The following is a 24729-nucleotide window of genomic DNA, read 5'->3' on the forward strand; positions in this document are numbered from 1 at the left end:
CTCAGCGTGGGATGCGGGTGGAGAGGAACGGCAGCAGTTCGGCCGCCGGGATTTGCTGGCTCTCGCTGTCGCGACGGCTCTTGTACTCGAGGTTGCCCTCGGCCAGGCCGCGCTCGCTGACCACGATACGGTGCGGGATGCCGATCAGTTCCATGTCGGCGAACTTCACGCCGGGGCTGGTTTTCTTGTCGCGGTCGTCCAGCAGCACCTCGTAGCCGGCGGCGGTCAGCTCGGCATAGAGCTTGTCGGTCGCCTCGCGCACGGCTTCGTTCTCGTACTTCATCGGCACGATGGCGATCTGGAAGGGCGCCAGGGCGTCGGTCCAGAGGATGCCGCGCTCATCGTAGTTCTGCTCGATGGCGGCAGCGACCACGCGCGATACGCCGATGCCGTAGCAGCCCATGATCAGGGTGACCGGCTTGCCATTCTCGCCCAGTACCTTGCAGCCCATGGCCTCACTGTACTTGGTGCCCAGCTGGAAGATGTGCCCGACCTCGATGCCGCGCTTGATCACCAGGGTGCCCTGGCCATCCGGGCTGGGATCGCCTGCGACGACGTTGCGCAGGTCGGCAACCGCCGGCAGCGGCAGGTCGCGTTCCCAGTTGAGGCCGAAGTAGTGCTTGCCGTCGATGTTGGCGCCAGCGCCGAAGTCGCTCATCAGCGCCACGCTGCGATCGACGATACAGGCGATCGGCAGGTTCAGTGGGCCCAGGGAGCCGGGGCCGGCACTGATGGCGGCGCGAATCTCTGCTTCAGAGGCGAACACCAGCGGGCTGGCGACCAGCTCATGGTTGGCAGCCTTGATTTCGTTCAGCTCGTGGTCGCCACGGATGATCAGGGCGATCAGCTTGCCTTCCTCGGCTGCGTGGACCACCAGGGTCTTGACGGTTTTCTCGATGGCCAGGCCGAACTGTTCGACCAGATCAGCGATGGTCTTGGCGTTCGGCGTGTCGACCAGGCGCAGTTCCTCGGTGGCGGCGCCGCGCTCTTTCTCGCGCGGGATGGCCTCGGCCTTCTCGATGTTGGCTGCATAGTCCGAGGTGTCGCTGAAGGCGATATCGTCTTCGCCGGACTCGGCCAGCACATGGAATTCGTGGGAGCCAGTGCCGCCGATAGAGCCGGTATCGGCCTGCACCGGACGGAAGTTCAGGCCCAGGCGGGTGAACACGTTGCAGTAGGCCTGATGCATGCGGTCATAGGTTTCCTGCAGCGAGGCCTGGTCCAGATGGAAGGAATAGGCATCCTTCATCAGGAATTCACGGCCGCGCATCAGGCCGAAGCGCGGACGGATTTCGTCGCGGAACTTGGTCTGGATCTGGTACAGGTTGATCGGCAGCTGCTTGTAGCTGTTCAGCTCGTTGCGCGCCAGATCGGTGATGACTTCCTCATGGGTCGGGCCGACGCAGAACTCGCGATCATGGCGGTCCTTGATGCGCAACAGCTCCGGGCCGTACTGCTCCCAGCGCCCTGATTCCTGCCACAGCTCGGCCGGTTGGATGGCCGGCATCAGAACTTCCAGTGCGCCGGCAGCGTTCATTTCCTCGCGCACGATGGCTTCGGCCTTGCGCAGTACGCGCAGACCCATTGGCAGCCAGGTGTACAGACCGGAGGCCAGCTTGCGGGTCATGCCGGCACGCAGCATCAGTTGATGGCTGATCACTACGGCGTCGGAGGGGGTTTCCTTGAGGGTCGAGAGCAGGTACTGACTGGTACGCATGTTTGGCCGTTATGTCGGTTGCGAGGGCAAATAATGACTCGGCATTGTACGGTGCCAGCCAGGTGGCGTACAGGACAGAGCGGGAGTTGAACATGGCGGAACTGACCGCTGACCAGGTGCAGGCGCTGATTCGTGCGGGTGTGCCGATGGCGGAAGATATCGACCTGCGTATCGAGCGTCTCAATGGCGATCTGGCGGTTGCGCGAGTGCCGTTTCACGGCAAGCTGGTGCGGCCGGGCGGGACCTTGTCGGGGCCGACCATCATGGCGCTGGCCGATGCGGCCATGTATGCGGTGGTGTTGGGGAGACTGGGGCGCGTGGAGATGGCGGTGACGGCCAATCTCAATATCAACTTCCTGGCCAGGCCCAAGCCGGTCGACCTGATTGCCGAGGCGCGCATCCTGCGTCTGTCGAAGCGCCAGGCGGTGTGCGAGGTGCAGCTTTATTCGCAGGGTGAAGAGGGAGAGTTGGTGGCGCATGTCACCGGGACCTATGCCTTGCCGCTTTGAGTGGCTCGTCCCGATAAAAAAGAACCCGGCCTAGGCCGGGTTCTTTTTGCACTGATTGCAGTATCGCTAGGACTTACAGCACGTCCAGCGGGTACTCAACGATCAGGCGGGTATCGTTCAGGTCAGCGCTGTAGTCAGCGTTGTAGGCATCGTTAGCACGCCAGATGGCGTGACGCAGACGGAAGGACAGATCCTTCGCGGCGCCTTCCTGGATAACGTACTTGGTTTCGAAGTTCCACTCGTGCTCTTTGCCTTCTTCGCCAGAGCTGGTGGTGATGTCGTCACCGGTGATGTAGCGGGTCATGAAGCTCAGGCCCGGTACGCCGTAGGTGGCCATATCCAGGTCGTAGCGAGCTTGCCAGGACTTCTCGTCTTGGGCGTCGAAGTCGGAGAACTGAACGGAGTTGTTCAGCCAGACGGTGCCGCCACCGTCCACTACGCCGTAGGAGTAGCGGGTGTCACCGGAAGAGCGCTGGTAGGCAACGGTGAACTTGTGAGCGCCGATAGCGTATGCAGTTGCCAGGCTCCAGATCTTGTTGTCGATCTCGCCGGCCAGGGCATCGCCGTCATCAGTGGTGCGGTAGCCATTGAGGTCGAAGTTCAGCGACTGCTCATCGGCCAGCGGCAAGGTGTAGTTCAGGTTGAGGTACGTCTTCTTGTGATAGTCCTCGAAATTAGCGTGGTGGATAGCACCGCTAAAGTTCTCGGTGAAGGCGTAGCTGGCGCCGACGATGTCACCCTCGGTGACTTCGAAGGTGTCGCGGTCGGTCGAGGTCTGGCTGCTCAGTGCGGTGAAGCGACCGGCGCTCAGTTCCAGGCCTTCGATCTCGTTGCTGACCAGGTAGGTACCGGTGGCGACTTCCGGCAGGATGCGGCTGTCGTCGGTGGAGAAGACCGGGCTAGCAACAAACTGATTGCCGTATTTCAGGACGGTATCGGAAATACGGAACTTGATGGCGCCACCGACTTCGGTCTGGGTGTCGTCGCCACGACCATCGCTGGTCTGGTCGAACTGGCCAGTGCCGTAACGGCCGCGGCCGCTATCGATCTTGATGCTGGAGAGGGAGTGAGCATCAACGCCGACACCTACGGTGCCCTGAGTGAAGCCGGATTCGAACAGCAGGCGGATGCCCAGGCCGGTTTCTTCGCGATAGCCAGCCGGATTGGCCGAGCTGCTGGCGCCGTTGCTTGCGCCATTGCGGAAATCGCGGTTCATGTAGAGGGCGCGGTTGAAGATGTCGAAGCTGCTGTCTTCAACGAAGCCCTTGGATTCGGACTGCGCGCTGGCGAAAGCCAGCTGGGTGGTACCGGCGGTCACGGCCAGAGCCAGTGCGCTCCACTTCATCACTTGCATTGTGAATGCTCCTTTGGTTTAGAAGAGTTGTGCTGCCCAAGGTCTTGTTTTTAGGCGGCTCTTTCTTTTTGTGTCGGCGCTAACTTATAGCACGGAGACTCAAGTTGGCGACAGCTATCATCGATTCGCTACGGTTTATTTACGTGTGCGTCGCATTTTTGCACGTCAGGTGTCGCGAATCTGTAGTTTTGCCGCCGACGTTCCACCTGTCGGGTGTTCCGAAAAGCCTGCAAATCCAACTGGTTAGAGGGCTGCAGGGTGTTTCTCGACACGCCGACTCCGACGGTGTATTGGTTCAAGCAAGTTCCATGCACAAAACTCGATTTCAAGACTGATTGATCACTTGGTCATCGTTGGGGGCCTTGCAAGAGCGCTCTCTGCGCTGCGGCTTGGAGGCCAGATGCGAACGCCGGTTGAGCGCCATTGGAGGTCGTGCATCTGCTGGCGTTACCTGAGTAGGTAAAATCTACTCGCCGGTAACGTTATTGTCTGAGACGGCGTTCGATTTGTGGGCGCTATGGTCATCGGGGTGCTCGATTCTGGGGCATTTGTTGCGTGGGGCCCTGTTGCGCCCGTCGGGGGTGTCTGAAAGGGGGTGAATTGTGCAGGGGGCGCCCTTATCCTGCGCAGCTTGCCGATATAGAGGGGGAAGCATGATGTTCAGTCTTGATAGTCGTTTACAGCAGGACACTCTGGTCGTTGGGGATTTTCCCCTGTGCCGGCTGCTGTTGATGAATGATGCGAACTATCCCTGGTTCATCTTGGTGCCGCGCCGGGAGGCGGTCAGTGAGCTCTTCCAGCTGGATGCTGTCGATCAGCAGGCTCTCTGGGGTGAGACCACGCGTCTGGCGGAGGTGCTCAAGGACGCTTTCTCTGCCGACAAAATGAATGTGGCCACGCTGGGTAATGTCGTCAGTCAGCTGCATATGCATGTCATCGTGCGTCGTCGTGAGGATCCCGCCTGGCCGGCCCCGGTATGGGGGCGTCTCCCTGCGCGGGCCTATACAGATGCAGAGATCGCTTTGGTGCGTGAGCGTCTGCGCCTTGTGTTGACTGCCGATTTCCACTTCATCGAGGGTTAGGCTATGGATCTACAATCCAGAGTGGTCGAGCTGGAGAGTCGGTTGGCTTTTCAGGACGATACCATCGCGACCCTTAATGACGTGGTGGTGGAGCAGCAAAAGGTCATCGAGCGTCTGCAGTTGCAGATTGCCGTGCTGGCGCGTCGTCAGGAGGAAATGGCGGGACAGTTCGGCATCGCCGAAGATGAGGCACCGCCGCCACATTATTAAAGGCAGAAAAAAGCCCGCGTTAAGCGGGCTTTTTGCTTTGCAGCTTCAGCGGTAGCCGGGCAGGGCAATGATCACGTCTTCTGCCTGCAGGCCCTTGTCGCGTTGCATCACCGAGAACTCGACGCGCTGGCCTTCGACCAGGACGCGGTGGCCCTCGCCGCGAATCGCCCGGAAGTGCACGAAGATGTCGTCGCCGCTGTCGCGGGAGATAAAACCGAAGCCCTTGGAGGTGTTGAACCATTTCACCGTGCCGGTTTCGCGATTCTCGTCGCTGATCTGGCTCTGCGCGGGGCTGGTCCGGGCGCTGGTGCCGCCAAACCTGATCGCCAGGTGCAGTGCGCAGGCAATGGCTAGCACGGCCAGGCTCAACCAGATGGCGGGCTGCTCGCCGATCTGTGGCAGCGGTGCGAGCAGGATGAGTGCCTGCAGCACGCTGGCGAAGACCAGTAGCGCACTGACCAGTGCCTGCAACTGATTGCGCAGACCCTGTTGGCGGCCGGATACGACGGGGGCGACGAGCAGGTTGATCAGGCCGAACATGGCCAGGTGCAGCGCATCGGGGTGTTGCAGGAAGCCTGGAGTCTGGCTCTGTAGGCTGGGTGCGAACGACAGCAGCAGTGCGCCGCCGCCTGTGATCAGGTGAACGATCTTTAACATATCCAGAGAACTCACTTATCGAGGGTGGTCAATCAGAGAGCGGTGCTGTTCGACTCGATGGATTGGCCGAACATGACCCGCCTATGCCGCAACATGACGGCACGGCACCTATTTAACCGCAAAGGAGATATCCGCTCAAATCAAGCGCTTAGAGCGGCTTCTGGTTTGGAGGGGTGGACCTGATTACGACCGTTGCGCTTGGCTTGGTAGAGGGCGTCGTCGGCTCGGGTGACGAGGCTGTCGAAAGTATCGCCCGGCTCGGCCATGGTGAGGCCAAAGGAGGCGGTGATGGTATCCAGTACCTTGTCAGTGCTGCGTACTTTCACGCGCAGGGCCTGGATCTTCTGGCGCAGTTGCTCGGCGAAGCTGTTGGCGGTGCTGATGTCCGGGCAGTCTCGCAGGATGACGCAGAACTCTTCACCGCCATAGCGTGCGGCGATGCCTCGTGCCGGCAGCAGGTCGCGCAGCAGTTGGCCGACATGCTGCAGCACGCGATCGCCCAGCGGGTGTCCGTACTGATCGTTGAACTGCTTGAAGTGGTCGATATCCAGCATGACCAGGGCGAGACCAGTGGTGTCGCCCGCCAGTGCCTGCTCCAGCAGGCGGGTGAACGCGTGGCGGTTGAATACGTGAGTCAGGCTGTCCAGCGTGGCAGCGGCTTGGGCGCGCTCGAGTTGAGTGCGCAGGTTCTGAATTTCGGCCTGGGCTGCCCGCAAGCGATAAAGAAAGCGCTCCTGCTGATCCTGCATCTGCAGGGTGCTTTGCTGGAGTTCGTTGAGGACATTTGGCAGGTCGTCAACGATGGGCTCCTGCAGGGCGGCCAGGCCATGAGACAGGCTGGCCTGATAGTGCTGGCTACCCGTCACGCTGCGCTGTACATCGCCTTCGATATCGTCGACCAGTTCGATGACCTGCTGCTGGCCGGCGCGCGCCTCTTCCAGCTCGCCACGAATGATGAAGTCACGGAATAGTTTGGTGGCAGTCTCTGGCGGGAAGCTGGAGAAGTCCTTGACGGTCTTGTCGAGGCGGCGGTTCAGTTCGGGCTCGGAGCCTTTGCAGTAGCTGTACCACAGTGCGTAGTGGATCGGGTTTGGGGGGATGTCGTGGCGCACCATGTGCGGCACCGCTTGCTTGAGCAGATCCGCAGCCTCACGGGTCTCTTCGGGAAAGAGCTCTAGCAGGGAGGGTGCTTTGGTCGGCTGGCTCATGCAATTCACTGAGGTAAAAAGGGGTAATACGCAAAGGATAGAGTAGTCGTGTGCCTCTCGCCTAGCAAAAGGCCCGGTCTAGCCGGGCCCTTTGGAGGCGCGGGGATGGTCAGGCGGCGAGCAGGCTGCGCAGCATCCAGGCGGTTTTTTCGTGTACCTGCATGCGCTGGGTGAGCAGGTCGGCGGTCGGTTCGTCGCTGACCTTGTCCAGCAGCGGGAAGATGCCCCGCGCAGTGCGCACCACGGCTTCCTGGCCTTGCACCAGCAGCTTGATCATGTCCTGCGCGTTCGGCACGCCTTCTTCTTCCTTGATTGAAGACAGGCGGGCGTAGGCGGCGTAGGTGCCCGGCGCAGGGAAGCCCAGGGCGCGAATGCGCTCGGCGATGGCGTCCACGGCCAGGGCCAGTTCGGTGTACTGCGCCTCGAACATCAGGTGCAGGGTGTTGAACATCGGGCCGGTGACGTTCCAGTGGAAGTTGTGGGTCTTCAGGTACAGGGTGTAGGTGTCCGCGAGCAGGCGGGACAGGCCTTCGGCGATGGCGGCGCGATCCTGTTCGGCGATGCCGATATTGATTTCCATGCCTTTTTCTCCTCTCAGATGTTCAGGGCAAAGACTCCCCTTGATGACTGCAGGCTATCACGGCTAGTTCCGTAAACCTCTTGTCTTATATCAATCGGTTCGATGCTTGCGGCCTATCACTGTTGGTGTGCCAGCTCGGGGTGTTCCTGCAAGGTGCGGTTGAAGATATCGACCCAGTAGGCACTGAACTGCTGGCCTGCCAGGTTGTTGATTTCCAGGATGGCACGCAGGCGTGGGCGTTTGCTCAGTGTCTGGTGGGCGCGCTCGTGGGTGCGGGCGTCGAAGGTGTCGACGATGTTGAGCAGCAGTGCTCCCGGGTGGATTTCCGCTTCGCGCAGGCCCTTGGGGTAGCCGCTACCGTCGGCGTGTTCCTGGTGTTGCAGGATGATCTCGCTGGCGCTGGCCCAGGCGGGCATGCGCTTGAGTAATTCGCTGGCCTGGCGTGGGTGTGATTGCATCTGTCGACGTTCCTCTCGGCTCAGTTCGCTGCCCTTGTGCAGCAGGTCGAGCGGCAGGAAAGCCATGCCAAGATCGTGCAGGCACACGGCGGCGGCCAGCTGTGCGGGTTCCACCGGGCGGCCGGCGGTCTCGTTCAGTGCCAGGGTGAGTTCGAGCGTGCGCAGGCCGCGGCCTTGCCAGAAGGGCGAGCGGCGCTCGCTGGTGGCCATCAGGTCGGTAAAAAACAGCAGGTCGGCGTCCAGGGTGATGTCGTGGCGTGCCAGCAGCTGCGGAAGCTGCTCATGATCGATCTCTTTCGGTTGCAGGCGGGTATTGGGGTCCAGATGCTGCAGCAGGGTGCGACGGATCTCGGTCTGGCGAGTTTCCGGGGCAGTTGCCAGGGCTCGCAGAGCCTGGCACTGGCTGGCGATCTGCTGCGGGTCGGGGGCGTCGGTCATGCCCAGGGCGGCGTCGATGAGCTGGCGTAGCTGATCCAGGCTGAGCAGCAGGATGTCGCCGAGCAGGCTGTCGAAACGCAGCGTGCCTTCGCGCAGGCTGCCCAGAACATCTTCCATGGCCTGGGGTAGCGGTAGCAGGTCGTTCAGCTCCACATAGCCCAGGCTTCCCTTGATCGTGTGCACCAGGCGGAACAGTTCACGCAGGCGATCGCCATCCTGTGGATGGCGCTCCAGTTCAATCAGCAACTGCTCGCAGCGTGGCAGCTGTTCCTTGGTATCGAGGCGGAAATCCTCCAGCAGGTCGCTGGAAATGTCGGCGGGGCGGTGCAGGGCCATGGGGGAGTCTCCACGGGGCTAGACCTTCAGTATAGGAAGGCCGCGGGGCGGTGGCTGCGCGGGTACGATTAACCCTATATAATCCCGCCCCTTGTCTGCGGATGCGGAAACGCCTCGGTCCCGGCGCTGGGCGCCGTTAGTCGCCTGTTTCGGTGCTTTCCCCGTCGTTTTGCAGAAAATGCTCGCTGTTGCCCGGTATCGCCGGGCGCGAATTCAAGACTGATCTAGAGAAGCGAACCACGACCATGATGCGCAGCCACTATTGCGGCCAGTTGAACGAGAGCCTGGATGGCCAGGAAATCACCCTTTGCGGCTGGGTGCACCGCCGTCGTGATCATGGTGGTGTGATCTTCCTCGATATCCGTGACCGTGAAGGTCTGGCCCAGGTGGTATTTGACCCGGATCGCGCCGAAACCTTCGCCAAGGCCGACCGCGTGCGCAGCGAATATGTGGTCAAGGTCACCGGCAAGGTGCGTCTGCGCCCCGAGGGTGCGCGCAACGCCAACATGGCCAGCGGCGCCATCGAGGTGCTGGGTTACGAGCTGGAAGTGCTGAACCAGGCCGAGACCCCGCCCTTCCCGCTGGACGAGTACTCCGACGTGGGCGAGGAAACCCGTCTGCGTTATCGCTTCATCGACCTGCGCCGCCCGGAAATGGCCGCCAAGCTGAAGCTGCGCTCGCGCATCACCAGCAGCATCCGTCGCTACCTGGATGACAATGGCTTCCTCGACGTCGAAACGCCGATTCTGACCCGCGCCACCCCGGAAGGCGCGCGTGACTACCTGGTGCCGAGCCGCACCCACGCCGGCAGCTTCTTCGCCCTGCCGCAGTCGCCGCAGCTGTTCAAGCAGCTGCTGATGGTCGCGGGCTTCGACCGCTACTACCAGATCGCCAAGTGCTTCCGCGACGAGGACCTGCGCGCCGACCGTCAGCCGGAATTCACCCAGATCGACATCGAGACCAGCTTCCTCGACGAGAACGACATCATGGGCCTCACCGAGACCATGATCCGCAACCTGTTCAAGGAAGTACTGGGCGTCGAGTTCGGCGAGCTGCCGCACATGACCCTGGCCGAGGCCATGCGCCGTTTCGGCTCCGACAAGCCGGACCTGCGCATCCCGCTGGAGCTGGTGGATGTCGCCGACCAACTCAAAGACGTCGAGTTCAAGGTGTTCTCCGGCCCGGCCAACGATCCGAAAGGTCGCGTCGCCGCCCTGCGCGTGCCGGGTGCCGCGTCCATGCCGCGTAGCCAGATCGACGACTACACCAAGTTCGTCGGCAACTACGGCGCCAAAGGCCTGGCCTACATCAAGGTCAACGAGCGCGCCAAAGGCGTCGAGGGCCTGCAGTCGCCGATCGTCAAGTTCATTCCGGAAGACAACCTCAAGGTCATTCTGGATCGCGTTGGTGCCGTCGACGGCGACATCGTGTTCTTTGGTGCCGACCGCGCCAAGGTGGTCTGCGACGCCCTGGGCGCCCTGCGCATCAAGGTCGGTCACGACCTGAACCTGCTCACCTGCGAGTGGGCGCCGCTGTGGGTGGTCGACTTCCCGATGTTCGAGGAGAACGACGATGGCAGCCTGACCGCCATGCACCATCCTTTCACGTCGCCCAAGTGCACTCCGGAAGAGCTCAAGGCCAACCCGGCCGGGGCGCTGTCGCGCGCCTACGACATGGTGCTTAACGGCACCGAGCTGGGCGGCGGCTCCATCCGTATCCACGACAAAAAGATGCAGCAGGCGGTATTCGAAGTCCTCGGTATCAGCGAGGCGGAGCAGGAAGAGAAGTTCGGCTTCCTGCTGGATGCACTGAAGTTCGGTGCGCCGCCGCATGGTGGCCTGGCCTTTGGTCTGGATCGCCTGGTGATGCTGATGACCGGCGCCGCCTCGATCCGCGAAGTGATCGCCTTCCCGAAAACCCAGAGCGCGGCCTGCGTCATGACGCAGGCGCCGGGCCTGGTTGACGCCAAGGCGCTGCGCGAGCTGCATATCCGCCTGCGCGAACAGCCCAAGGCTGAGTAAGCGGTAGCAACAGGAGCCTGGCATGCCAGGCTCCTTGCATTCAGGCACGACAAAATCGATTGAAACTGACGGAGTGAGTTATGGCCGGTCATTCCAAATGGGCCAACATCAAGCACCGCAAGGGGCGCCAGGACGCCAAGCGCGGCAAGATCTTTACCAAGCTGATTCGTGAGCTGACCGTGGCGGCCAAGCATGGCGGTCCGGTGCCGGCGGATAATCCACGCCTGCGCCTGGCGGTCGACAAGGCCCTTACGGCCAATATGTCGCGCGACGTGATTGACCGCGCCATCGCCCGTGGTGCCGGCAACACCGAAGCCGACAACATGATCGAGCTGAGCTACGAGGGCTACGCGCCGAGTGGCGTGGCGATCATCATCGAGGCCATGACTGACAACCGTAACCGTACCGCCGCCGAAGTGCGTCACGCCTTCACCAAGTGCGGTGGCAACCTCGGCACCGACGGTTCGGTGGCCTACATGTTCGAACGCAAGGGGCAGATCAGCTTCGCGCCGGGCGTGAGCGAGGACGCGCTGATGGAGGCGGCCCTGGAGGCCGGCGCCGATGATGTGGAGATTGGCGAGGACGGCTCGGCGCTGGTGTCGACCAGCTTCGCCGACTTCCTGGCGGTCAACGAGGCGCTCACCGCTGCCGGTTTCAAGGGCGAAGAGGCCGAAGTGGCGATGATTCCCTCGACCATGGCGCCGATCACCGATCTGGACACCGCCAAGAAGGTGCTCAAGCTGATCGACATGCTGGAAGATCTGGACGACGTGCAGAACGTCTACCACAACGCCGAAATCCCTGACGAGATCATGGAGCAGCTGGACTGATCCCGCTGCGTCGGCCGAAGCCGGAAGTCGCCTCGCGCGCTTCCGGCTTTTTTATATGCGCGGCGCTCCGTATACTCGCGGCTGGATAAATAGACAGTGCCCAGGCGCGTGGAGCTGAACCCGGCATGACCCTGATTCTCGGCATCGACCCTGGTTCGCGCACCACCGGTTACGGCGTGGTGCGTGATACCGGGCGTGGGTGCGAATACGTGGCCTCCGGCTGTATCCGCACCGGCGATGGTGACCTGGCCAGCCGCCTGCAGGTGGTGTTTCGCGGTGTGGGCGAAGTGATTCGCCTGCACGGGCCGGTGACCATGGGTATCGAGCAGGTATTCATGGCCAAGAACGCCGACTCCGCGCTCAAGCTCGGTCAGGCGCGGGGCGCGGCGATAGTCGCCGGCATCGAGGCGGGTCTGGATGTCAATGAATACACCGCCAGTCAGGTCAAGCAGGCTATCGCCGGCACCGGGGGGGCGGACAAGCAGCAGGTGATGATGATGGTCATGCACCTGCTCAAGCTTACCCAGAAGCCGCAGATCGACGCCTCCGACGCTCTGGCTATCGCCCTCTGCCATGCCCATCACCGGCAGAGCCTGATTCCCCATGGGCTGCTCGGTGCCAAGCGGCGCAGCGGTCGCCTGCGCCTGTAATAGAAGGAAGCGAATTCGTGATCGGACGCCTCAAGGGCACCCTGGCGGAGAAGCAGCCGCCACATTTGATCCTCGACGTGAATGGCGTCGGCTATGAGCTGGAAGTGCCGATGACCACGCTTTACCGCCTGCCGGCGGTGGGGCAGGGGGTGACGCTGCACACCCATCTGGTGGTGCGCGAGGATGCCCACCTGCTCTACGGCTTTTTCGAGAAGCGCGAGCGCGAGCTATTTCGTGAGCTGATCCGTCTCAATGGCGTCGGTCCCAAGCTGGCCCTGGCGTTGATGTCCGGGCTGGAAGTGGACGAGCTAGTGCGCTGCGTGCAGGCCCAGGACACCTCGACCCTGGTAAAGATCCCTGGCGTCGGCAAGAAGACCGCCGAGCGACTGCTGGTTGAACTCAAGGATCGCTTCAAGGCCTGGGAAACCATGCAGTCCATCGCCACGCTGGTGGTGGAACCTCGTGCCGGCGTGGCAGTCTCAAGCGCGGAGAGCGACGCCTTGAGCGCATTGATCGCCCTCGGCTTCAAGCCGCAGGAAGCCAGCAAGGCTGTGGCGGCGATCAAGGAAGAGGGGCTGTCCAGCGAAGAAATGATCCGTCGAGCCCTCAAGGGCATGGTCTAAGCAGTGATCGAAGCCGACCGTCTCATTACCGCCAGCAGCCGCGACCGCGATGAGCAGCTGGATCGCGCCATCCGCCCCCTGGCGCTGGCTGAATACATCGGTCAGCCGGTGGTGCGCGAGCAGATGGAGCTGTTCATCCAGGCTGCCAAGAACCGTCAGGAAGCCCTCGACCACACCTTGATCTTCGGCCCGCCCGGCCTGGGCAAGACCACCCTGGCCAACATCATTGCCCAGGAAATGGGCGTATCGATCAAGAGCACCTCGGGCCCGGTGTTGGAGCGCCCGGGCGACCTGGCCGCGCTGCTGACCAATCTGGAACCGGGCGACGTGCTGTTCGTCGACGAGATCCATCGCCTGTCGCCTGTGGTCGAGGAAGTGCTGTACCCGGCCATGGAGGACTTCCAGCTCGACATCATGATCGGCGAGGGGCCGGCCGCGCGCTCGATCAAGCTCGACCTGCCGCCCTTTACCCTGGTCGGCGCCACCACCCGCGCCGGCATGCTGACCAACCCACTGCGCGACCGCTTCGGCATCGTCCAGCGCCTGGAGTTCTACTCCAGCGAGGATTTGGCCACCATCGTCAGCCGTTCGGCCGGCATTCTTGGGCTGCATATCGACCCCGCAGGCGCCTTCGAGATTGCTCGTCGCGCCCGCGGCACGCCGCGTATCGCCAACCGCCTGCTGCGCCGCGTGCGCGACTTCGCCGAGGTGCGCGCCGGCGGGCAGATCAGCCGTGGCATCGCCGACCAGGCGCTGAACATGCTGGATGTTGACGAACGTGGCTTCGACCACCAGGACCGGCGTCTACTGCTGGCCATGATCGACAAGTTCGACGGCGGGCCGGTGGGTATTGACAACCTGGCGGCGGCTATTGGCGAAGAACGCGGCACCATCGAGGACGTGCTCGAGCCTTACCTGATCCAGCAGGGCTACATCATGCGCACGCCGCGGGGCAGAGTGGTGACGCGGCACGCCTACCTGCACTTTGGCCTGAATTTGCCGAAGCGCCTGGGCGATGCGCCGGTCGCGGATCTGTTCGACGGCAACGATTAGTCGAAAAACAACGGCTTGCCCGGATTGGCAAGGCCAGGAGTAAACACTAGAGTATGCGCGCGCAAAACGAGGCCCAGCCTTTTGCCCTCAAGTGTCGGGTGTATTACGAGGACACCGACGCTGGCGGCATCGTCTACTACGTCAACTACCTCAAGTTTATGGAGCGGGCTCGTACCGAGTGCCTGCGCAGTCTGGGTTTCGCCCAATCGCAGCTGGCGGGGGAGAACCTGCTGTTCGTCGTGCATTCCGCCGAGGCGCGCTATCACGCGCCGGCCCGGCTGGACGACGAACTTTTTATCACGGCCGAGGTGATCGAGTTAAACCGTGCCAGCCTGCGCTTTCGTCAACAGGTGCGGCGGGCAACGGATGAGGCGCTGCTCTGCGAGGGGCAGTTCGTGGTGGCCTGTGTGCGCACCGACAATTTGAAACCCCGTGCCATTCCCGAAGCGCTGCGTGCAGCCTTCGCCGGCATGGGTCCAGTCACAGCAGGAGAGTAGCGTGGAAGCAACAGCCAACGCCGTTGACCATATGTCGATGTGGAGCCTGATCAGCAACGCCAGTCTGGTGGTGCAGCTGGTCATGCTGAGCCTGGTCGCCGCCTCGGTGGTGTCCTGGATCATGATCTTCCAGCGCAGCACCATGCTGCGTGCGGCGAAGAAGTCCCTGGAGGTGTTCGAGGAGCGCTTCTGGTCCGGCATCGACCTGTCCAAGCTGTACCGCCAGGCCGGCAGCAACCCCGACCCGGATTGCGGTGTCGAGCAGATCTTCCGCGCCGGCTTCAAGGAGTTCTCCCGCCTGCGCCAGCAGTCTGGCGTCGATCCGGATGCGGTGATGGACGGCGTGGCCCGTGCCATGCGCGTGGCCATCTCGCGTGAGGAGGAGAAGCTCGAGCAGAGCCTGCCGTTCCTCGCCACAGTCGGTTCCACCAGCCCCTATATCGGCCTGTTCGGTACCGTGTGGGGCATCATGAACTCCTTCCGCGGCCTGGCTCAGGTACAGCAGGCGACCCTGGCCACCGTGGCCCCGGGTATCGCCGAGGCCCTTATCGCCACCGCCATCGGTCTGTTCGCTGCCATTCCGGCGGTGATCGCCTACAACCGCTTTTCCGCCGGTGGCGATCGCCTGATCAGTCGTTACTACACCTTCGCTGACGAGTTCCAGGCGATCCTGCACCGCAAAGTGCACACCAGCGAGGACTGAGGCTCAGCCCATGGCCAGAATTCGCAACAGACGCAAGCCGGTCTCCGAGATGAACGTCGTGCCTTATATCGACGTGATGCTGGTGCTGCTGGTGATCTTCATGGTGACCGCGCCGATGCTCAACCAGGGCGTCAAGGTCGACCTGCCCAAGGTCTCCAGCGAGGTGCTGCCGCAGGACAATGACTCCCGCGTGCTGACCATCTCGATCAAGGCCGACAAGACCTACTACTGGAACATGGGCGACGAAGTCGATCCGGACCAGGGCAAGGCCAGCGAAACCGCCACCGTACTGCCGGCACTGGTGCAGACGGTGAGCGCGATCATGAGCCAGAACGCTGCCCAGGGTAAGAAGGTGCAGGTGTTCGTGCGCGGCGACAAGTCGGTCGACTACGGCTCGGTCATGGCCGTGATGGGCGGCCTGCAGGAAGCCGGCGTGGGCAACGTCGGGCTGATCACCGAGGCGCCCTGATGCAGCAGAAGAGCGTGCGCTCCTCGTCGGAAAGCTATTTCTGGCCAACGGTATGGGCCGTGACCATTCACGTCCTGCTGTTCGCCATGCTGTTCGTCAGCTTCCACTTCGCCCCGGAATTGCCGCCGGCGCGGCCGATTGTCCAGGCTACCCTGTACCAGTTGAAGTCGCAGAGCCAGGCGACTACCCAGACCACCCAGAAGATCGCTGGCGAAGCGCAGAAGACCAAGGCCCGCCAGTACGAGGTGGAGCAGCTGGAGACCAAGAAGGAAGAGCAGCAGAAGCAGGAAGCTGCGGAACAAAAGAAAGTCGCGGCGGCCAAACAGGCTGAAGAGAAGAAGCAAGCCGAGGCCAAGAAGGCCGAAGAGGCGAAGAAAGCGGCTGAGCAGAAGAAGCTGGCCGAAGTTGCCAAGAAAAAGGCCGAGGAAGAGAAGAAGAAAGCGGCTGCCGAGGAAGCGCGCAAGAAGGCGGCTGAGCAGGCGAAGAAGAAGGCGGCGGAAGAGGCCAAGAAGAAGGCCGCTGCCGAGGCCGCGAAGAAAAAAGCCCAGGAGGCCGCACGCAAGGCCGCCGAGGACAAGAAGGCACAGGCGCTGGCGGAGCTGCTGGGCGACACCACCGAACGTCAGCAGGCGCTGGCCGACGAGGTGGGCGACAAGGTGGCGGGCAGCCTCGACGACCTGATCATCAAACTGGTCAGCGAGCAGTGGCAGCGGCCGCCATCGGCGCGCAACGGCATGAGTGTCGAGGTGCTGATCCAGATGCTGCCCGATGGCACCATCGTCAATGCCTCGGTGACCCGTTCCAGTGGCGATTCGCCGTTCGATGCCTCGGCTGTCGCGGCAGTGAAGAACGTTGTGCGTATTCCTGAAATGCAGCAAGTCGATAGTGCCACTTTCAACGCCATGTACCGTCAGCGGCGGATGATTTTCAAACCGGAGGATTTGTCTCTGTGAACAGCTTGATTCGTATAGCGCTGCTCGGCCTGGCCCTGCTCGCGGGTGCCGTGCAGGCGGCAGACCCCTTGGTGGTCTCGACCGGCAGCGACCGTGCCATTCCTATCGCCGTAGTGCCCTTTGGCTGGCAGGGTGGCACCGTGCTGCCCGAGGACCTGGCCACCGTGATCGGCAACGACCTGCGCAACAGCGGCATGTACGAGCCTATTCCGCGGCAGAACATGATCAGCCTGCCGACCTCGGCGGCCGAGATCATCTACCGCGACTGGCAGGCCCTGGGCGCCCAGTACGTGATGGTCGGCAGCATCGTGCCGAGCGGCGCGCGCCTGCAGGTGCAGTTCGCCCTGTTCAACGTGGCGACCCAGCAGCAAGTGGTGGCCGGCACCGTCGGTGGCACCACCGACCAGCTGCGTGACATGGCCCACCATATCGCCGACCAGGCCTTCGAGAAGCTCACCGGTATCAAGGGCGCCTTCTCCACCAAGATGCTCTACGTCACCGCTGAGCGTTTCGGTGTGAACAACACCCGTTACACCCTGCAGCGCTCGGACTACGACGGCGCCCGTGGCGTGACCCTGCTGCAGTCGCGTGAGCCGATCCTGTCGCCGCGTTACGCGCCGGATGGCCGCCGCATCGCCTATGTGTCCTTCGAGCAGCGTCGCCCGCGCATCTTCATGCAGCACATCGACACCGGTCGCCGCGAGCAGCTGACCAACTTCGAGGGCCTCAACGGCGCGCCGGCCTTCTCGCCGGATGGCAATCGCCTGGCCTTCGTGCTGTCTAAGGACGGCAACCCGGAGATCTACGTGATGGACCTGGGCAGCCGCCAGATTCAGCGCGTGACCAATTCCGGTTCGATCGAGACCGAGCCGTTCTGGGGTAAGGACGGGCAGACCCTGTACTTCACCAGCGACCGCGCCGGCAAGCCGCAGATCTACAAGCAGAGCATCTACGGCGGCGCGGCCCAGCGCGTGACCTTTACCGGCAACTACAACGCCAATCCGAAGCTGTCGGCCGACGAGAAGACCCTGGTGATGATTCACCGCCAGGACGGTTTCACCAACTTCAAGGTGGCCGCCCAGGACCTGGTAACCAGCCGCCTGCGCATCCTCTCGGAGACTAGTCTGGACGACTCGCCCACTGTTGCGCCCAATGGCACCATGCTAATCTACGCCACCCGCCAGCAGGGTCGCGGAGTGCTGATGCTCGTGTCCACCAATGGACGCGTCAGACTGCCGATTCCCACCGCGCAAGGTGATGTTCGGGAGCCGTCCTGGTCTCCCTTCCTGAACTGATGCGGTAGCAACTTTTTCTGCTGTAAACACACCTAGAACTCATTAGGAGCTCCACCATGGAAATGCTGAAATTTGGCAAATTTGCCGCTCTGAGCCTGGCCCTGGCCGTGGCTGTTGGTTGCTCGTCCAAAGGCGGCGACAACTCCGGCGAAGGCGCTGTTGACCCGAACGCTGGCTACAACGCCAACGGCAGCGGCGTTGACGGTGCTCTGAGCGAAGAAGCCGCTCTGCGCGCCATCACCACCTTCTACTTCGAGTACGACAGCTCCGACCTGAAGCCGGAAGCCATGCGCGCTCTGGACGTACACGCCAAGGACCTGAAAGGCAACGGCGCTCGCGTCGTTCTGGAAGGCCACACCGACGAGCGCGGCACCCGCGAGTACAACATGGCTCTGGGCGAGCGTCGTGCCAAGGCCGTTCAGCGCTACCTGGTGCTGCAGGGCGTTTCCCCGGCTCAGCTGGAACTGGTTTCCTACGGTGAAGAGCGTCCGGTTGCTACCGGCAGCGACGAGTCCTCCTGGGCTCAGAACCGCCGCGTCGAACTGCGCAAGTAATTCGCCATGCGTAAGTGCCCTCGTGTCCTGACCTCTCTGGTATTCGCCCTGCCGCTTGCGGCGGTGGCGGAGGTTCCCGTGGTGGATGGCGGCTCTGCGAGCAGCTATCCGCCGGTCGGTTACGGTACGAGCGGCGCCTACGCCGGAGCCGGGGCAGCCGCCCCGGTTTCGGCGCAGGGCGAGCTGTTCATGCAACTGCAGCAGATGCAGCAAGATATTGCGCAACTGCGTGGCCAGGTTGAAGAACAGCAGAACGAGATCGCACGCCTCAAGCAGGAAAGCCAGGCGCGTTATCAGGATCTCGACAGCCGCCTGCAAGGCGGTGCCGCCGGTGCACCTCAGGCACCTGCACAGAATTCTCCTGCCGGTGGCGCGATCAATGCCGCCGGTACTCCCGTCGCTCCGGTCCAGCAGCCTGCTCCGGCTGCCAGCAACGAACCGGCCGACCCGGCGAAGGAAAAGCTCTACTACGATGCTGCCTTCGACCTGATCAAGGCCAAGGACTTTGCCAAAGCCAGCCAGGCCTTCGAAGGTTTTCTGCGCAAGTTCCCGCAGAGCCAGTATGCCGGCAATGCCCAGTATTGGCTGGGTGAAGTGAACCTGGCCCAGGGCAATCTGCAAGGCGCTGGCAAGGCCTTTGCCCAGGTTGCTGCCAGCTACCCAACGCATGCCAAGGTGCCGGATTCGCTGTTCAAGCTCGCCGACGTCGAGCAGCGTCTGGGCAACACTGATCGCGCCAAGGGTATCCTGCAGCAGCTGATCGCCCAGTACCCGGGCTCTTCCGCCGCTCAGTTGGCGCAGCGCGACCTGCAACGTCTGCCCTGACCCGGCCGTCGTTCGGTCAGAAAGCCCGCGCCTGTCGCGGGCTTTTTCGTTACTATCGCGGCCCCGATTCACCCGCAACGGAGGCGGATGGCCTGTTTCGCCGTCACGCCCGGTGCTCTCATGCAAACAAACCTGCGTATTACCGAGATTTTCTACTCGTTGCAGGGCGAGACCAATACCAGTGGCCTGCCCACCGTATTCGTCCGCCTCACCGGCTGCCCGCTGCGCTGCCAGTACTGCGACACCGCCTACGCCTTCAGTGGTGGCGAGATCATGAGCCTGGAGGCCATCCTCGAGCGGGTAGCCGCCTTCAAGCCGCGTTATGTCTGCGTCACCGGTGGCGAACCGCTGGCGCAACCCAATTGCATCCCGTTGCTCGAGAAGCTGTGTGACGCCGGCTATCGCGTGTCGCTGGAAACCAGCGGTGCCATGGATATTGCCCCTACGGATCGGCGGGTCAGCCGGGTGGTCGACCTGAAGACCCCGGGCTCGCAGGAAGTCACGCGCAACCTCTACAGCAACCTGGATGAGCTGACCGGCAACGACCAGGTGAAGTTCGTCATCTGCTCGCGCGAGGACTATGACTGGGCTGTCTCCAAGCTGATCGAGTACCGCCTCGAGCAGCGCGCCGGCGAGGTGCTGTTCTCGCCCAGCCACGGGCAGGTGGATGCCCGCGCCCTGGCCGACTGGATCGTCGCCGACAACCTGCCGGTGCGCTTCCAGTTGCAGTTGCACAAGATTCTCTGGAATGACGAGCCGGGACACTGATATGACCGACAAGAAAGCCGTGGTACTGCTCTCCGGTGGCCTCGACTCCGCCACCATCCTGGCCCAGGCCAAGGCGGCGGGTTTCGCCTGCTACAGCATGAGTTTCGATTATGGCCAGCGTCACCGCGCCGAGCTGCAGGCGGCCGAGCGGGTGGCGCGGCAGATGGAGGTGGTCGAGCACAAAGTGATCGGCCTCAACCTCAACGGCATCGGTGGCTCGGCCCTGACCGACAGCAGCATTGCCGTGCCCGAGGCGCCGACCGAGGGTATTCCGGTCACCTACGTGCCGGCGCGCAACACCGTATTTCTCTCCCTGGCACTGGGCTGGGCCGAAGTGCTGGGCGCCCACGACATCTTCATCGGTGTGAATGCGGTGGATTACTCGGGGTATCCGGACTGCCGTCCGGAGTTCATCGAGGCCTTCGAGCGAGTGGCCAACCTGGCGACCCGCGAGGGGGTGGAAGGCCGAGGGTTCCGTATTCAGGCGCCGCTGCAGAATCTGTCCAAGGCGCAGATCGTGCAGATCGGTGTGCAACACGGCGTCGACTACGGCCTGACCGTGTCCTGCTATCAGGCGGACGACGACGGGCGTGCCTGCGGCAAGTGCGACAGCTGCCGCCTGCGCGCTGCGGGTTTTGCGGCTGCCGGGGTGGCCGATCCCACCCGCTACGCATAAATTTTTCTCTGGAGTGTTGATTTCCTGAATTAAATCAGTATCATGCGCTCCGCGTTGGGTCGTTAGCTCAGTCGGTAGAGCAGTTGGCTTTTAACCAATTGGTCGTAGGTTCGAATCCTACACGACCCACCATATCGCTAAAGCCAGTCGAAAGACTGGCTTTTTTTATGCCTCGAAAAAGCGGTTTGGCGGGCGGCCCTGGGCCCGGTGATATACTGCCCGCTCGCGTTTCAGCGCCCTCAGGTTTGATGACATGACCCAGATTTCCGAACGCCTGCTGGTGCAGGCCCATCTTGCCGCCAAGCAGCCCAAGCCGCTGACGGTCGAGGAGGAAGCCTTCTACCGCAGCGAGATCGCCGCCGAGCTGAAGAAGCAGAACGCCGTGCTGGTGGCGCATTACTACTGCGACCCGGTGATCCAGGCCCTGGCCGAGGAAACCGGTGGTTGCGTCTCCGACTCGCTGGAGATGGCCCGTTTCGGCAACCAGCACGCGGCGCAGACCGTGGTGGTGGCTGGGGTCAAGTTCATGGGCGAGACCGCCAAGATCCTCAATCCGGAAAAGCGTGTGCTGATGCCGACCCTGGATGCTACCTGCTCGCTCGATCTGGGCTGCCCGGTGGATGAGTTCTCGGCCTTCTGCGACCAGCACCCCGATCGGACCGTAGTGGTGTACGCCAACACCTCGGCAGCAGTGAAGGCGCGTGCCGACTGGGTGGTGACGTCCAGTTGTGCGCTGGAGATCGTCGAGAGCCTGATGGACAACGGCGAGAAGATTCTCTGGGCGCCGGATCAGCACCTGGGGCGCTACATCCAGCGCGAGACCGGTGCCGACATGCTGCTCTGGGACGGTGCCTGCATCGTCCACGAAGAGTTCAAGGCCAAGCAGCTGGAGGATATGAAGGCGCTCTATCCGGAGGCCGCCGTACTGGTGCACCCGGAGTCGCCGGAGGCGGTGATAGAACTGGCCGATGCGGTGGGTTCGACCAGCCAGCTGATCAAGGCGGCGCAGACCCTGCCGAACAAGACCTTCATCGTCGCCACCGACCGCGGCATCTTCTACAAGATGCAGCAGCTGTGCCCGGACAAGGTCTTCGTCGAGGCGCCTACCGCCGGTAACGGCGCCGCCTGCCGCAGCTGCGCGCACTGCCCTTGGATGGCGATGAACACCCTGCAACGTACCTTGCAGTGCCTGCGTGAGGGCAGTAACGAGATCCTGGTCGATGCGGCGCTGATTCCGCGTGCGATCAAGCCGCTCAAGCGCATGCTGGACTTCACCCAGGCTGCTCGACTGAAGCTGGCCGGCAACGCCTGATTTTCCAGCGTGCAGAAAAAAGCCCGGCCAGTGCCGGGCTTTTTCATGGCTGGGTTCAGCGCATCATCTTGTCCAGGGCGCGCTTCTCCTCCATCAGCTCCTGCTGGCGCGCGTCGATGCGTGAGGCCAGGGGGAAGTTGCTGCTGGCGCGGCGCTTGGCCAGGTCGAGCTGCTCCAGTGCCTGGTCGTAGTCGCCAACCAGGGCGAAGAACTCGGCGCGGGCCTGATGCAGGCCGATGATGTTGCGCGTCAGGCCGCGCACCTCCGCCACCTGATACCACACGTCCGGATCGTTGCCGCGCTGCTTGAGCAGTTGGTCGAGGGCGACTTCGGCTTCCTTGGTCTGGTTCTGCTTGAGCAATAGGTCGATGCGCGCCTGCTCCAGCGGGTAGCTGTCCGGATACAGGCTGCGCATCCGTTCGACGCGCTGCTGGGCGTCGCTCAGTCGGTTGGCTGCGCTGTCCAGTTCGATCATGGCCAGGTTGTAGGTGAGATCGTTGGGCTTCTTGGCCAGCAGGGCGTTCAGCTCGCTGCGCGCCTCGGCGAGGCGGCCGCCCTTGATGTGGGCGATGGCCAGGCCGTAGTGGGCCGCTTCCAGCTGGGGGTTGCTGTCGAGCATGGCGCGGAAGCGCTTGGCGGCAATGCCCGGGGTTTCCTCGAACATCAGCTGGGTACGTGCGCGCATCAGCTGATAGCCGAGGCTGTCGGAGATACCGCGGGAGGGATACTGCTCGGCGCGGTTGCGGGTATCGGCGATGCGCGACTCGGTGACCGGGTGGGTAAGCAGGAATTCCGGCGGCTTGGAGTCGTAGCGATACTGACGCATCAGGCGCTCGAACATGCTGGGCATGGCGCGCGGATCGTAGCCGGCTTTTTCCAGGTTGAGCAGGCCGATGCGGTCGGCTTCCTGTTCGTTCTGTCGGGAGAAGCGCCGCTGCTCCTGGATGGCGGCGGCCTGCGCACCCATGATGGTGGCGATACCGGCGTCTCCGGCGCCGGCAGCGGCAGCAACGATGCCGGCGAGCATGGCGGCCATCACCGGTACCTGCATGCGTTGCTGGGCCTCGACGCCGCGGGCGAAGTGGCGCTGCGACAGGTGTGCGAGTTCGTGGGCCATCACCGAGGCGTATTCGCCTTCGGTCTGGGCGTGCAGCAGCAGGCCACCGTTGACCCCGACGATGCCGCCGGGGGCGGCGAAGGCGTTGATCTGCGGGCTGTTGAGCAGGACGAATTCCAGGCGGCGGTCTTCCAGCTGGCTGGTCTCGGCCAGGCGATAGACGCTGGTTTCCACATAGTCCTTGAGCTGCGGGTCGGACAGCTGGTCGATCTGCCCGCGCAGGACGCTGAGCCAGGCGCGGCCTAGGCGGTGTTCCTGTTCTGGCGAGACGATAGATGAGCTGGCGTCGCCCAGCGACGGCAGGTCGCTGGCGCCTGCGGGAAGCGCGAGGCAGGCCAGGGCGAGCAGGGTGGGGCGCAGAAGATTCATGCACGGGGCTCTTGGCGAAACGAGGGGCTTACTGTAGCCGCCTTGCCGCGCTGCTGGCCAGGGTTGTGCGTTATCCTTGGCGGCCTTCGAGGAGAGTGTGCATGACCGATATTCCCCCTTGCGATGCCGAGCTGGATGCCACGGGCCTGAGCTGCCCGCTGCCGCTGCTCAAGGCCAAGCTGGAGCTCAATCGCCTGGCCAGTGGTGCGGTGCTCAAGGTCACCGCCACCGACGCCGGCTCACAGCGCGACTTTCGCGCGTTCGCCCGGCTGGCCGGGCATGAACTGGTGCGCGAGGAAGAAGGAGGCGGGGTGTTCCGCTACTGGCTTAGGAAGGCCTGAGGCCTGTTCAACGAAAAAGGGCCGCTGATGCGGCCCTTTTTCTGTGAGTCAGCTCTTGTTCAGCGCCTGTGCCGCAGCCAGCACTTCATCCACATGGCCCGGCACCTTGACGCCGCGCCACTCCTGGCGCAGCACGCCCTGCGCGTCGATCAGGAAGGTGCTGCGATCAATGCCCAGGTATTCCTTGCCGTACAGCTTTTTCAGCTTGATCACGTCGAACAGCTGGCAGAGTGCCTCGTCCTTGTCGCTGATCAGCTCGAAGGGGAATGACTGCTTGCATTTGAAGTTCTCGTGAGACTTCATGCCGTCGCGCGAGACGCCGAAGACCACCGTATTAGCGGTCTGGAAGGCGGCGTGCTGGTCGCGAAAGTCCTGGCCCTCGGTGGTGCAGCCCGGGGTGCTGTCCTTGGGATAGAAGTAGATCACCACTTGCTGGCCCTTCAGGGCACTGAGGGATACCTGCTGGCCGCTGGTGGCAGCGGCGCTGAAATCGGCAACCGGTTGGTCGAGAGAGACGGCCATCATTCACTCCTTACGGGTTTTGCGGGCGCCAGGGTTCGATCAGCGCGTCCAGGTTCAGCGCATCGGCAAAGTCGAGGAACTGGTCGCGCAGCCAGCTGATCTGGGTGCCCGGTGGCAGGGTCACGGTGAGCGTTGCGTTGAGCAGGGTGCCGCCGGTTTGCGGTGCCTGGTAGGTGTCGCAGGTGATGTTCTCCAGTTCCACGCGGTGGTCGCTGAAGAACTGGCACAGCTCGTTGAGAATGTCCGGGCGGTAGGCGCAGCTGACATAGGCCACATAGGGCAGCGCATTGGGGCGTACGTCCAGGGCGGCGCTGCGGATCATGTTGACGCTGAAGGCGTGGCGCTTGGCCAGCGCCGGCAGCGCACCCTCCAGGCGCGCCAGAGCGTCCCAGCTGCCGTTGACCTGCAGTACCAGGGCGCTGTACTCGCCATGGCGAGTGAGGCGGCTACTGACCACGCCGCAGCGGTTCTCCTGGCTGGCCCGGCAGAGCACGCTGGTGAGCTCCATGGGGTTGGCGCCGAGTGCGCTGATGACGAGGAATTGTTCGCGAACCTGAGGGGTGGACATGCAGCTTTCCTGAAACGATGGGCGCTCGGCACAC

The 24729-nt window shown here is 62.9% G+C and carries 28 protein-coding genes, 1 tRNA gene and 1 pseudogene; 20 read left to right on the forward strand and 10 right to left on the reverse strand.

The window, feature by feature from the left end; genetic code table 11:
• Position 1: 1 nt before the first annotated feature.
• The gene (locus ACOAPY_RS06835) at positions 2-1717 is read right to left on the reverse strand and encodes a proline--tRNA ligase (protein ID WP_465155827.1); all 1716 of its coding nucleotides are present in this window, start codon (positions 1715-1717) and stop codon (positions 2-4) included.
• A gap of 101 nt (positions 1718-1818) precedes the next feature.
• On the opposite strand from ACOAPY_RS06835, the gene ACOAPY_RS06840 reads away from it, so the two are divergent.
• A complete protein-coding gene (locus ACOAPY_RS06840; protein ID WP_465156728.1) occupies positions 1819-2226 on the forward strand; it encodes a PaaI family thioesterase in 408 nt (135 codons plus the stop codon).
• 73 nt (positions 2227-2299) lie between these two features.
• Here the strand turns inward: ACOAPY_RS06840 and ACOAPY_RS06845 are convergent, their stop codons facing one another.
• A complete protein-coding gene (locus ACOAPY_RS06845) occupies positions 2300-3580 on the reverse strand; it encodes an OprD family porin (RefSeq protein WP_465155829.1) in 1281 nt (426 codons plus the stop codon).
• A 656-nt stretch (positions 3581-4236) separates the two neighbouring features.
• Between ACOAPY_RS06845 and ACOAPY_RS06850 the strand changes: the two genes are divergently transcribed.
• Together ACOAPY_RS06850 and ACOAPY_RS06855 are read left to right on the forward strand one after the other, a co-directional pair.
• On the forward strand, positions 4237-4662 hold the full coding sequence (locus ACOAPY_RS06850) for an HIT family protein (RefSeq protein WP_076584472.1): 426 nt from the start codon (positions 4237-4239) through the stop codon (positions 4660-4662).
• Positions 4663-4665: 3 nt separating this feature from the next.
• Positions 4666-4872 carry a SlyX family protein gene (locus tag ACOAPY_RS06855; protein ID WP_076426307.1) on the forward strand — a complete coding sequence of 69 codons (207 nt, stop codon included), beginning with the start codon at positions 4666-4668 and terminating at the stop codon, positions 4870-4872.
• Between the two features lie 45 nt (positions 4873-4917).
• On the opposite strand, the gene ACOAPY_RS06860 is transcribed toward ACOAPY_RS06855, so the two are convergent.
• From ACOAPY_RS06860 to ACOAPY_RS06880, 5 genes and pseudogenes are all read right to left on the reverse strand, one after another.
• On the reverse strand, positions 4918-5148 hold the full coding sequence (locus ACOAPY_RS06860) for a cold-shock protein (RefSeq protein WP_237034913.1): 231 nt from the start codon (positions 5146-5148) through the stop codon (positions 4918-4920).
• A gap of 57 nt (positions 5149-5205) precedes the next feature.
• Positions 5206-5529, reverse strand: a pseudogene (locus ACOAPY_RS06865) (cold shock domain-containing protein membrane protein); the annotation flags it as partial.
• Positions 5530-5669: 140 nt separating this feature from the next.
• Positions 5670-6737, reverse strand: a complete 1068-nt coding sequence (locus ACOAPY_RS06870) for a GGDEF domain-containing protein (RefSeq protein WP_465155831.1) — start codon at positions 6735-6737, stop codon at positions 5670-5672.
• Between the two features lie 109 nt (positions 6738-6846).
• Complete coding sequence (locus ACOAPY_RS06875) at positions 6847-7317, reverse strand: Dps family protein (protein ID WP_076426304.1); 471 nt, start codon at positions 7315-7317, stop codon at positions 6847-6849.
• A gap of 116 nt (positions 7318-7433) precedes the next feature.
• Positions 7434-8549, reverse strand: a complete 1116-nt coding sequence (locus ACOAPY_RS06880) for an HD-GYP domain-containing protein (protein ID WP_465155833.1) — start codon at positions 8547-8549, stop codon at positions 7434-7436.
• A gap of 245 nt (positions 8550-8794) precedes the next feature.
• Between ACOAPY_RS06880 and aspS the strand changes: the two genes are divergently transcribed.
• The 16 genes from aspS (at position 8795) to nadA (ending at position 21778) form a co-directional block, all read left to right on the forward strand.
• On the forward strand, positions 8795-10570 hold the full coding sequence (gene aspS, locus ACOAPY_RS06885) for an aspartate--tRNA ligase (RefSeq protein WP_465155835.1): 1776 nt from the start codon (positions 8795-8797) through the stop codon (positions 10568-10570).
• Between the two features lie 80 nt (positions 10571-10650).
• Positions 10651-11400, forward strand: a complete 750-nt coding sequence (locus tag ACOAPY_RS06890) for a YebC/PmpR family DNA-binding transcriptional regulator (RefSeq protein WP_465155837.1) — start codon at positions 10651-10653, stop codon at positions 11398-11400.
• 125 nt (positions 11401-11525) lie between these two features.
• Positions 11526-12050 (forward strand): crossover junction endodeoxyribonuclease RuvC, encoded by a 525-nt coding sequence (ruvC, locus tag ACOAPY_RS06895; RefSeq protein WP_061904992.1) that lies wholly within the window; start codon positions 11526-11528, stop codon positions 12048-12050.
• Between the two features lie 17 nt (positions 12051-12067).
• Positions 12068-12673 carry a Holliday junction branch migration protein RuvA gene (gene ruvA, locus ACOAPY_RS06900; protein ID WP_465155839.1) on the forward strand — a complete coding sequence of 202 codons (606 nt, stop codon included), beginning with the start codon at positions 12068-12070 and terminating at the stop codon, positions 12671-12673.
• A gap of 3 nt (positions 12674-12676) precedes the next feature.
• On the forward strand, positions 12677-13726 hold the full coding sequence (ruvB, locus tag ACOAPY_RS06905; RefSeq protein ID WP_465155841.1) for a Holliday junction branch migration DNA helicase RuvB: 1050 nt from the start codon (positions 12677-12679) through the stop codon (positions 13724-13726).
• Between the two features lie 53 nt (positions 13727-13779).
• Complete coding sequence (gene ybgC / locus ACOAPY_RS06910) at positions 13780-14223, forward strand: tol-pal system-associated acyl-CoA thioesterase (protein ID WP_465155844.1); 444 nt, start codon at positions 13780-13782, stop codon at positions 14221-14223.
• A gap of 31 nt (positions 14224-14254) precedes the next feature.
• Positions 14255-14926: a protein TolQ gene (tolQ, locus tag ACOAPY_RS06915; protein WP_043216495.1), complete on the forward strand. Its 672-nt coding sequence runs from the start codon at positions 14255-14257 to the stop codon at positions 14924-14926.
• Between the two features lie 10 nt (positions 14927-14936).
• Positions 14937-15395: a protein TolR gene (tolR, locus tag ACOAPY_RS06920; protein WP_465155846.1), complete on the forward strand. Its 459-nt coding sequence runs from the start codon at positions 14937-14939 to the stop codon at positions 15393-15395.
• The gene (gene tolA, locus ACOAPY_RS06925) at positions 15395-16348 is read left to right on the forward strand and encodes a cell envelope integrity protein TolA (RefSeq protein ID WP_076584307.1); all 954 of its coding nucleotides are present in this window, start codon (positions 15395-15397) and stop codon (positions 16346-16348) included. Before tolR ends, tolA begins: the two co-directional genes overlap by 1 nt.
• Positions 16345-17643 (forward strand): Tol-Pal system beta propeller repeat protein TolB, encoded by a 1299-nt coding sequence (tolB, locus tag ACOAPY_RS06930; protein WP_061904988.1) that lies wholly within the window; start codon positions 16345-16347, stop codon positions 17641-17643. Before tolA ends, tolB begins: the two co-directional genes overlap by 4 nt.
• Positions 17644-17699: 56 nt before the next feature.
• Positions 17700-18197 (forward strand): peptidoglycan-associated lipoprotein Pal, encoded by a 498-nt coding sequence (pal, locus tag ACOAPY_RS06935; RefSeq protein ID WP_021700660.1) that lies wholly within the window; start codon positions 17700-17702, stop codon positions 18195-18197.
• A gap of 6 nt (positions 18198-18203) precedes the next feature.
• Entirely contained in the window at positions 18204-19022 is an 819-nt protein-coding gene (gene ybgF, locus ACOAPY_RS06940) for a tol-pal system protein YbgF (RefSeq protein WP_465155848.1), read from the forward strand.
• Positions 19023-19142: 120 nt separating this feature from the next.
• Positions 19143-19790 (forward strand): 7-carboxy-7-deazaguanine synthase QueE, encoded by a 648-nt coding sequence (gene queE, locus ACOAPY_RS06945; protein WP_374560942.1) that lies wholly within the window; start codon positions 19143-19145, stop codon positions 19788-19790.
• A 1-nt stretch (position 19791) separates the two neighbouring features.
• Positions 19792-20466 carry a 7-cyano-7-deazaguanine synthase QueC gene (gene queC, locus ACOAPY_RS06950; protein ID WP_374560940.1) on the forward strand — a complete coding sequence of 225 codons (675 nt, stop codon included), beginning with the start codon at positions 19792-19794 and terminating at the stop codon, positions 20464-20466.
• Positions 20467-20522: 56 nt separating this feature from the next.
• A tRNA-Lys gene (locus tag ACOAPY_RS06955) sits at positions 20523-20598 on the forward strand.
• Positions 20599-20719: 121 nt separating this feature from the next.
• Positions 20720-21778, forward strand: coding sequence for a quinolinate synthase NadA (gene nadA, locus ACOAPY_RS06960; protein ID WP_076584315.1), 1059 nt, complete (start codon positions 20720-20722; stop codon positions 21776-21778).
• Positions 21779-21833: 55 nt separating this feature from the next.
• Here nadA and ACOAPY_RS06965 read toward each other — a convergent pair whose 3' ends face one another.
• Positions 21834-23264, reverse strand: coding sequence for a M48 family metalloprotease (locus ACOAPY_RS06965; protein ID WP_279999638.1), 1431 nt, complete (start codon positions 23262-23264; stop codon positions 21834-21836).
• Positions 23265-23365: 101 nt separating this feature from the next.
• Here ACOAPY_RS06965 and ACOAPY_RS06970 point away from each other — a divergent pair, with 101 nt between their 5' ends.
• On the forward strand, positions 23366-23605 hold the full coding sequence (locus tag ACOAPY_RS06970) for a sulfurtransferase TusA family protein (RefSeq protein WP_076426294.1): 240 nt from the start codon (positions 23366-23368) through the stop codon (positions 23603-23605).
• A gap of 48 nt (positions 23606-23653) precedes the next feature.
• Here the strand turns inward: ACOAPY_RS06970 and ACOAPY_RS06975 are convergent, their stop codons facing one another.
• Both ACOAPY_RS06975 and ACOAPY_RS06980 read right to left on the reverse strand, forming a co-directional pair.
• Positions 23654-24127: a peroxiredoxin gene (locus ACOAPY_RS06975; protein ID WP_465156730.1), complete on the reverse strand. Its 474-nt coding sequence runs from the start codon at positions 24125-24127 to the stop codon at positions 23654-23656.
• Between the two features lie 10 nt (positions 24128-24137).
• The gene (locus tag ACOAPY_RS06980) at positions 24138-24695 is read right to left on the reverse strand and encodes a glycine cleavage system transcriptional repressor (protein WP_465155850.1); all 558 of its coding nucleotides are present in this window, start codon (positions 24693-24695) and stop codon (positions 24138-24140) included.
• Positions 24696-24729: the final 34 nt, after the last annotated feature.

The sequence above is a fragment of the Pseudomonas stagnisoli genome, from assembly GCF_048595745.1.
In the GTDB taxonomy this organism is placed as follows: domain Bacteria; phylum Pseudomonadota; class Gammaproteobacteria; order Pseudomonadales; family Pseudomonadaceae; genus Aquipseudomonas; species Aquipseudomonas alcaligenes_A.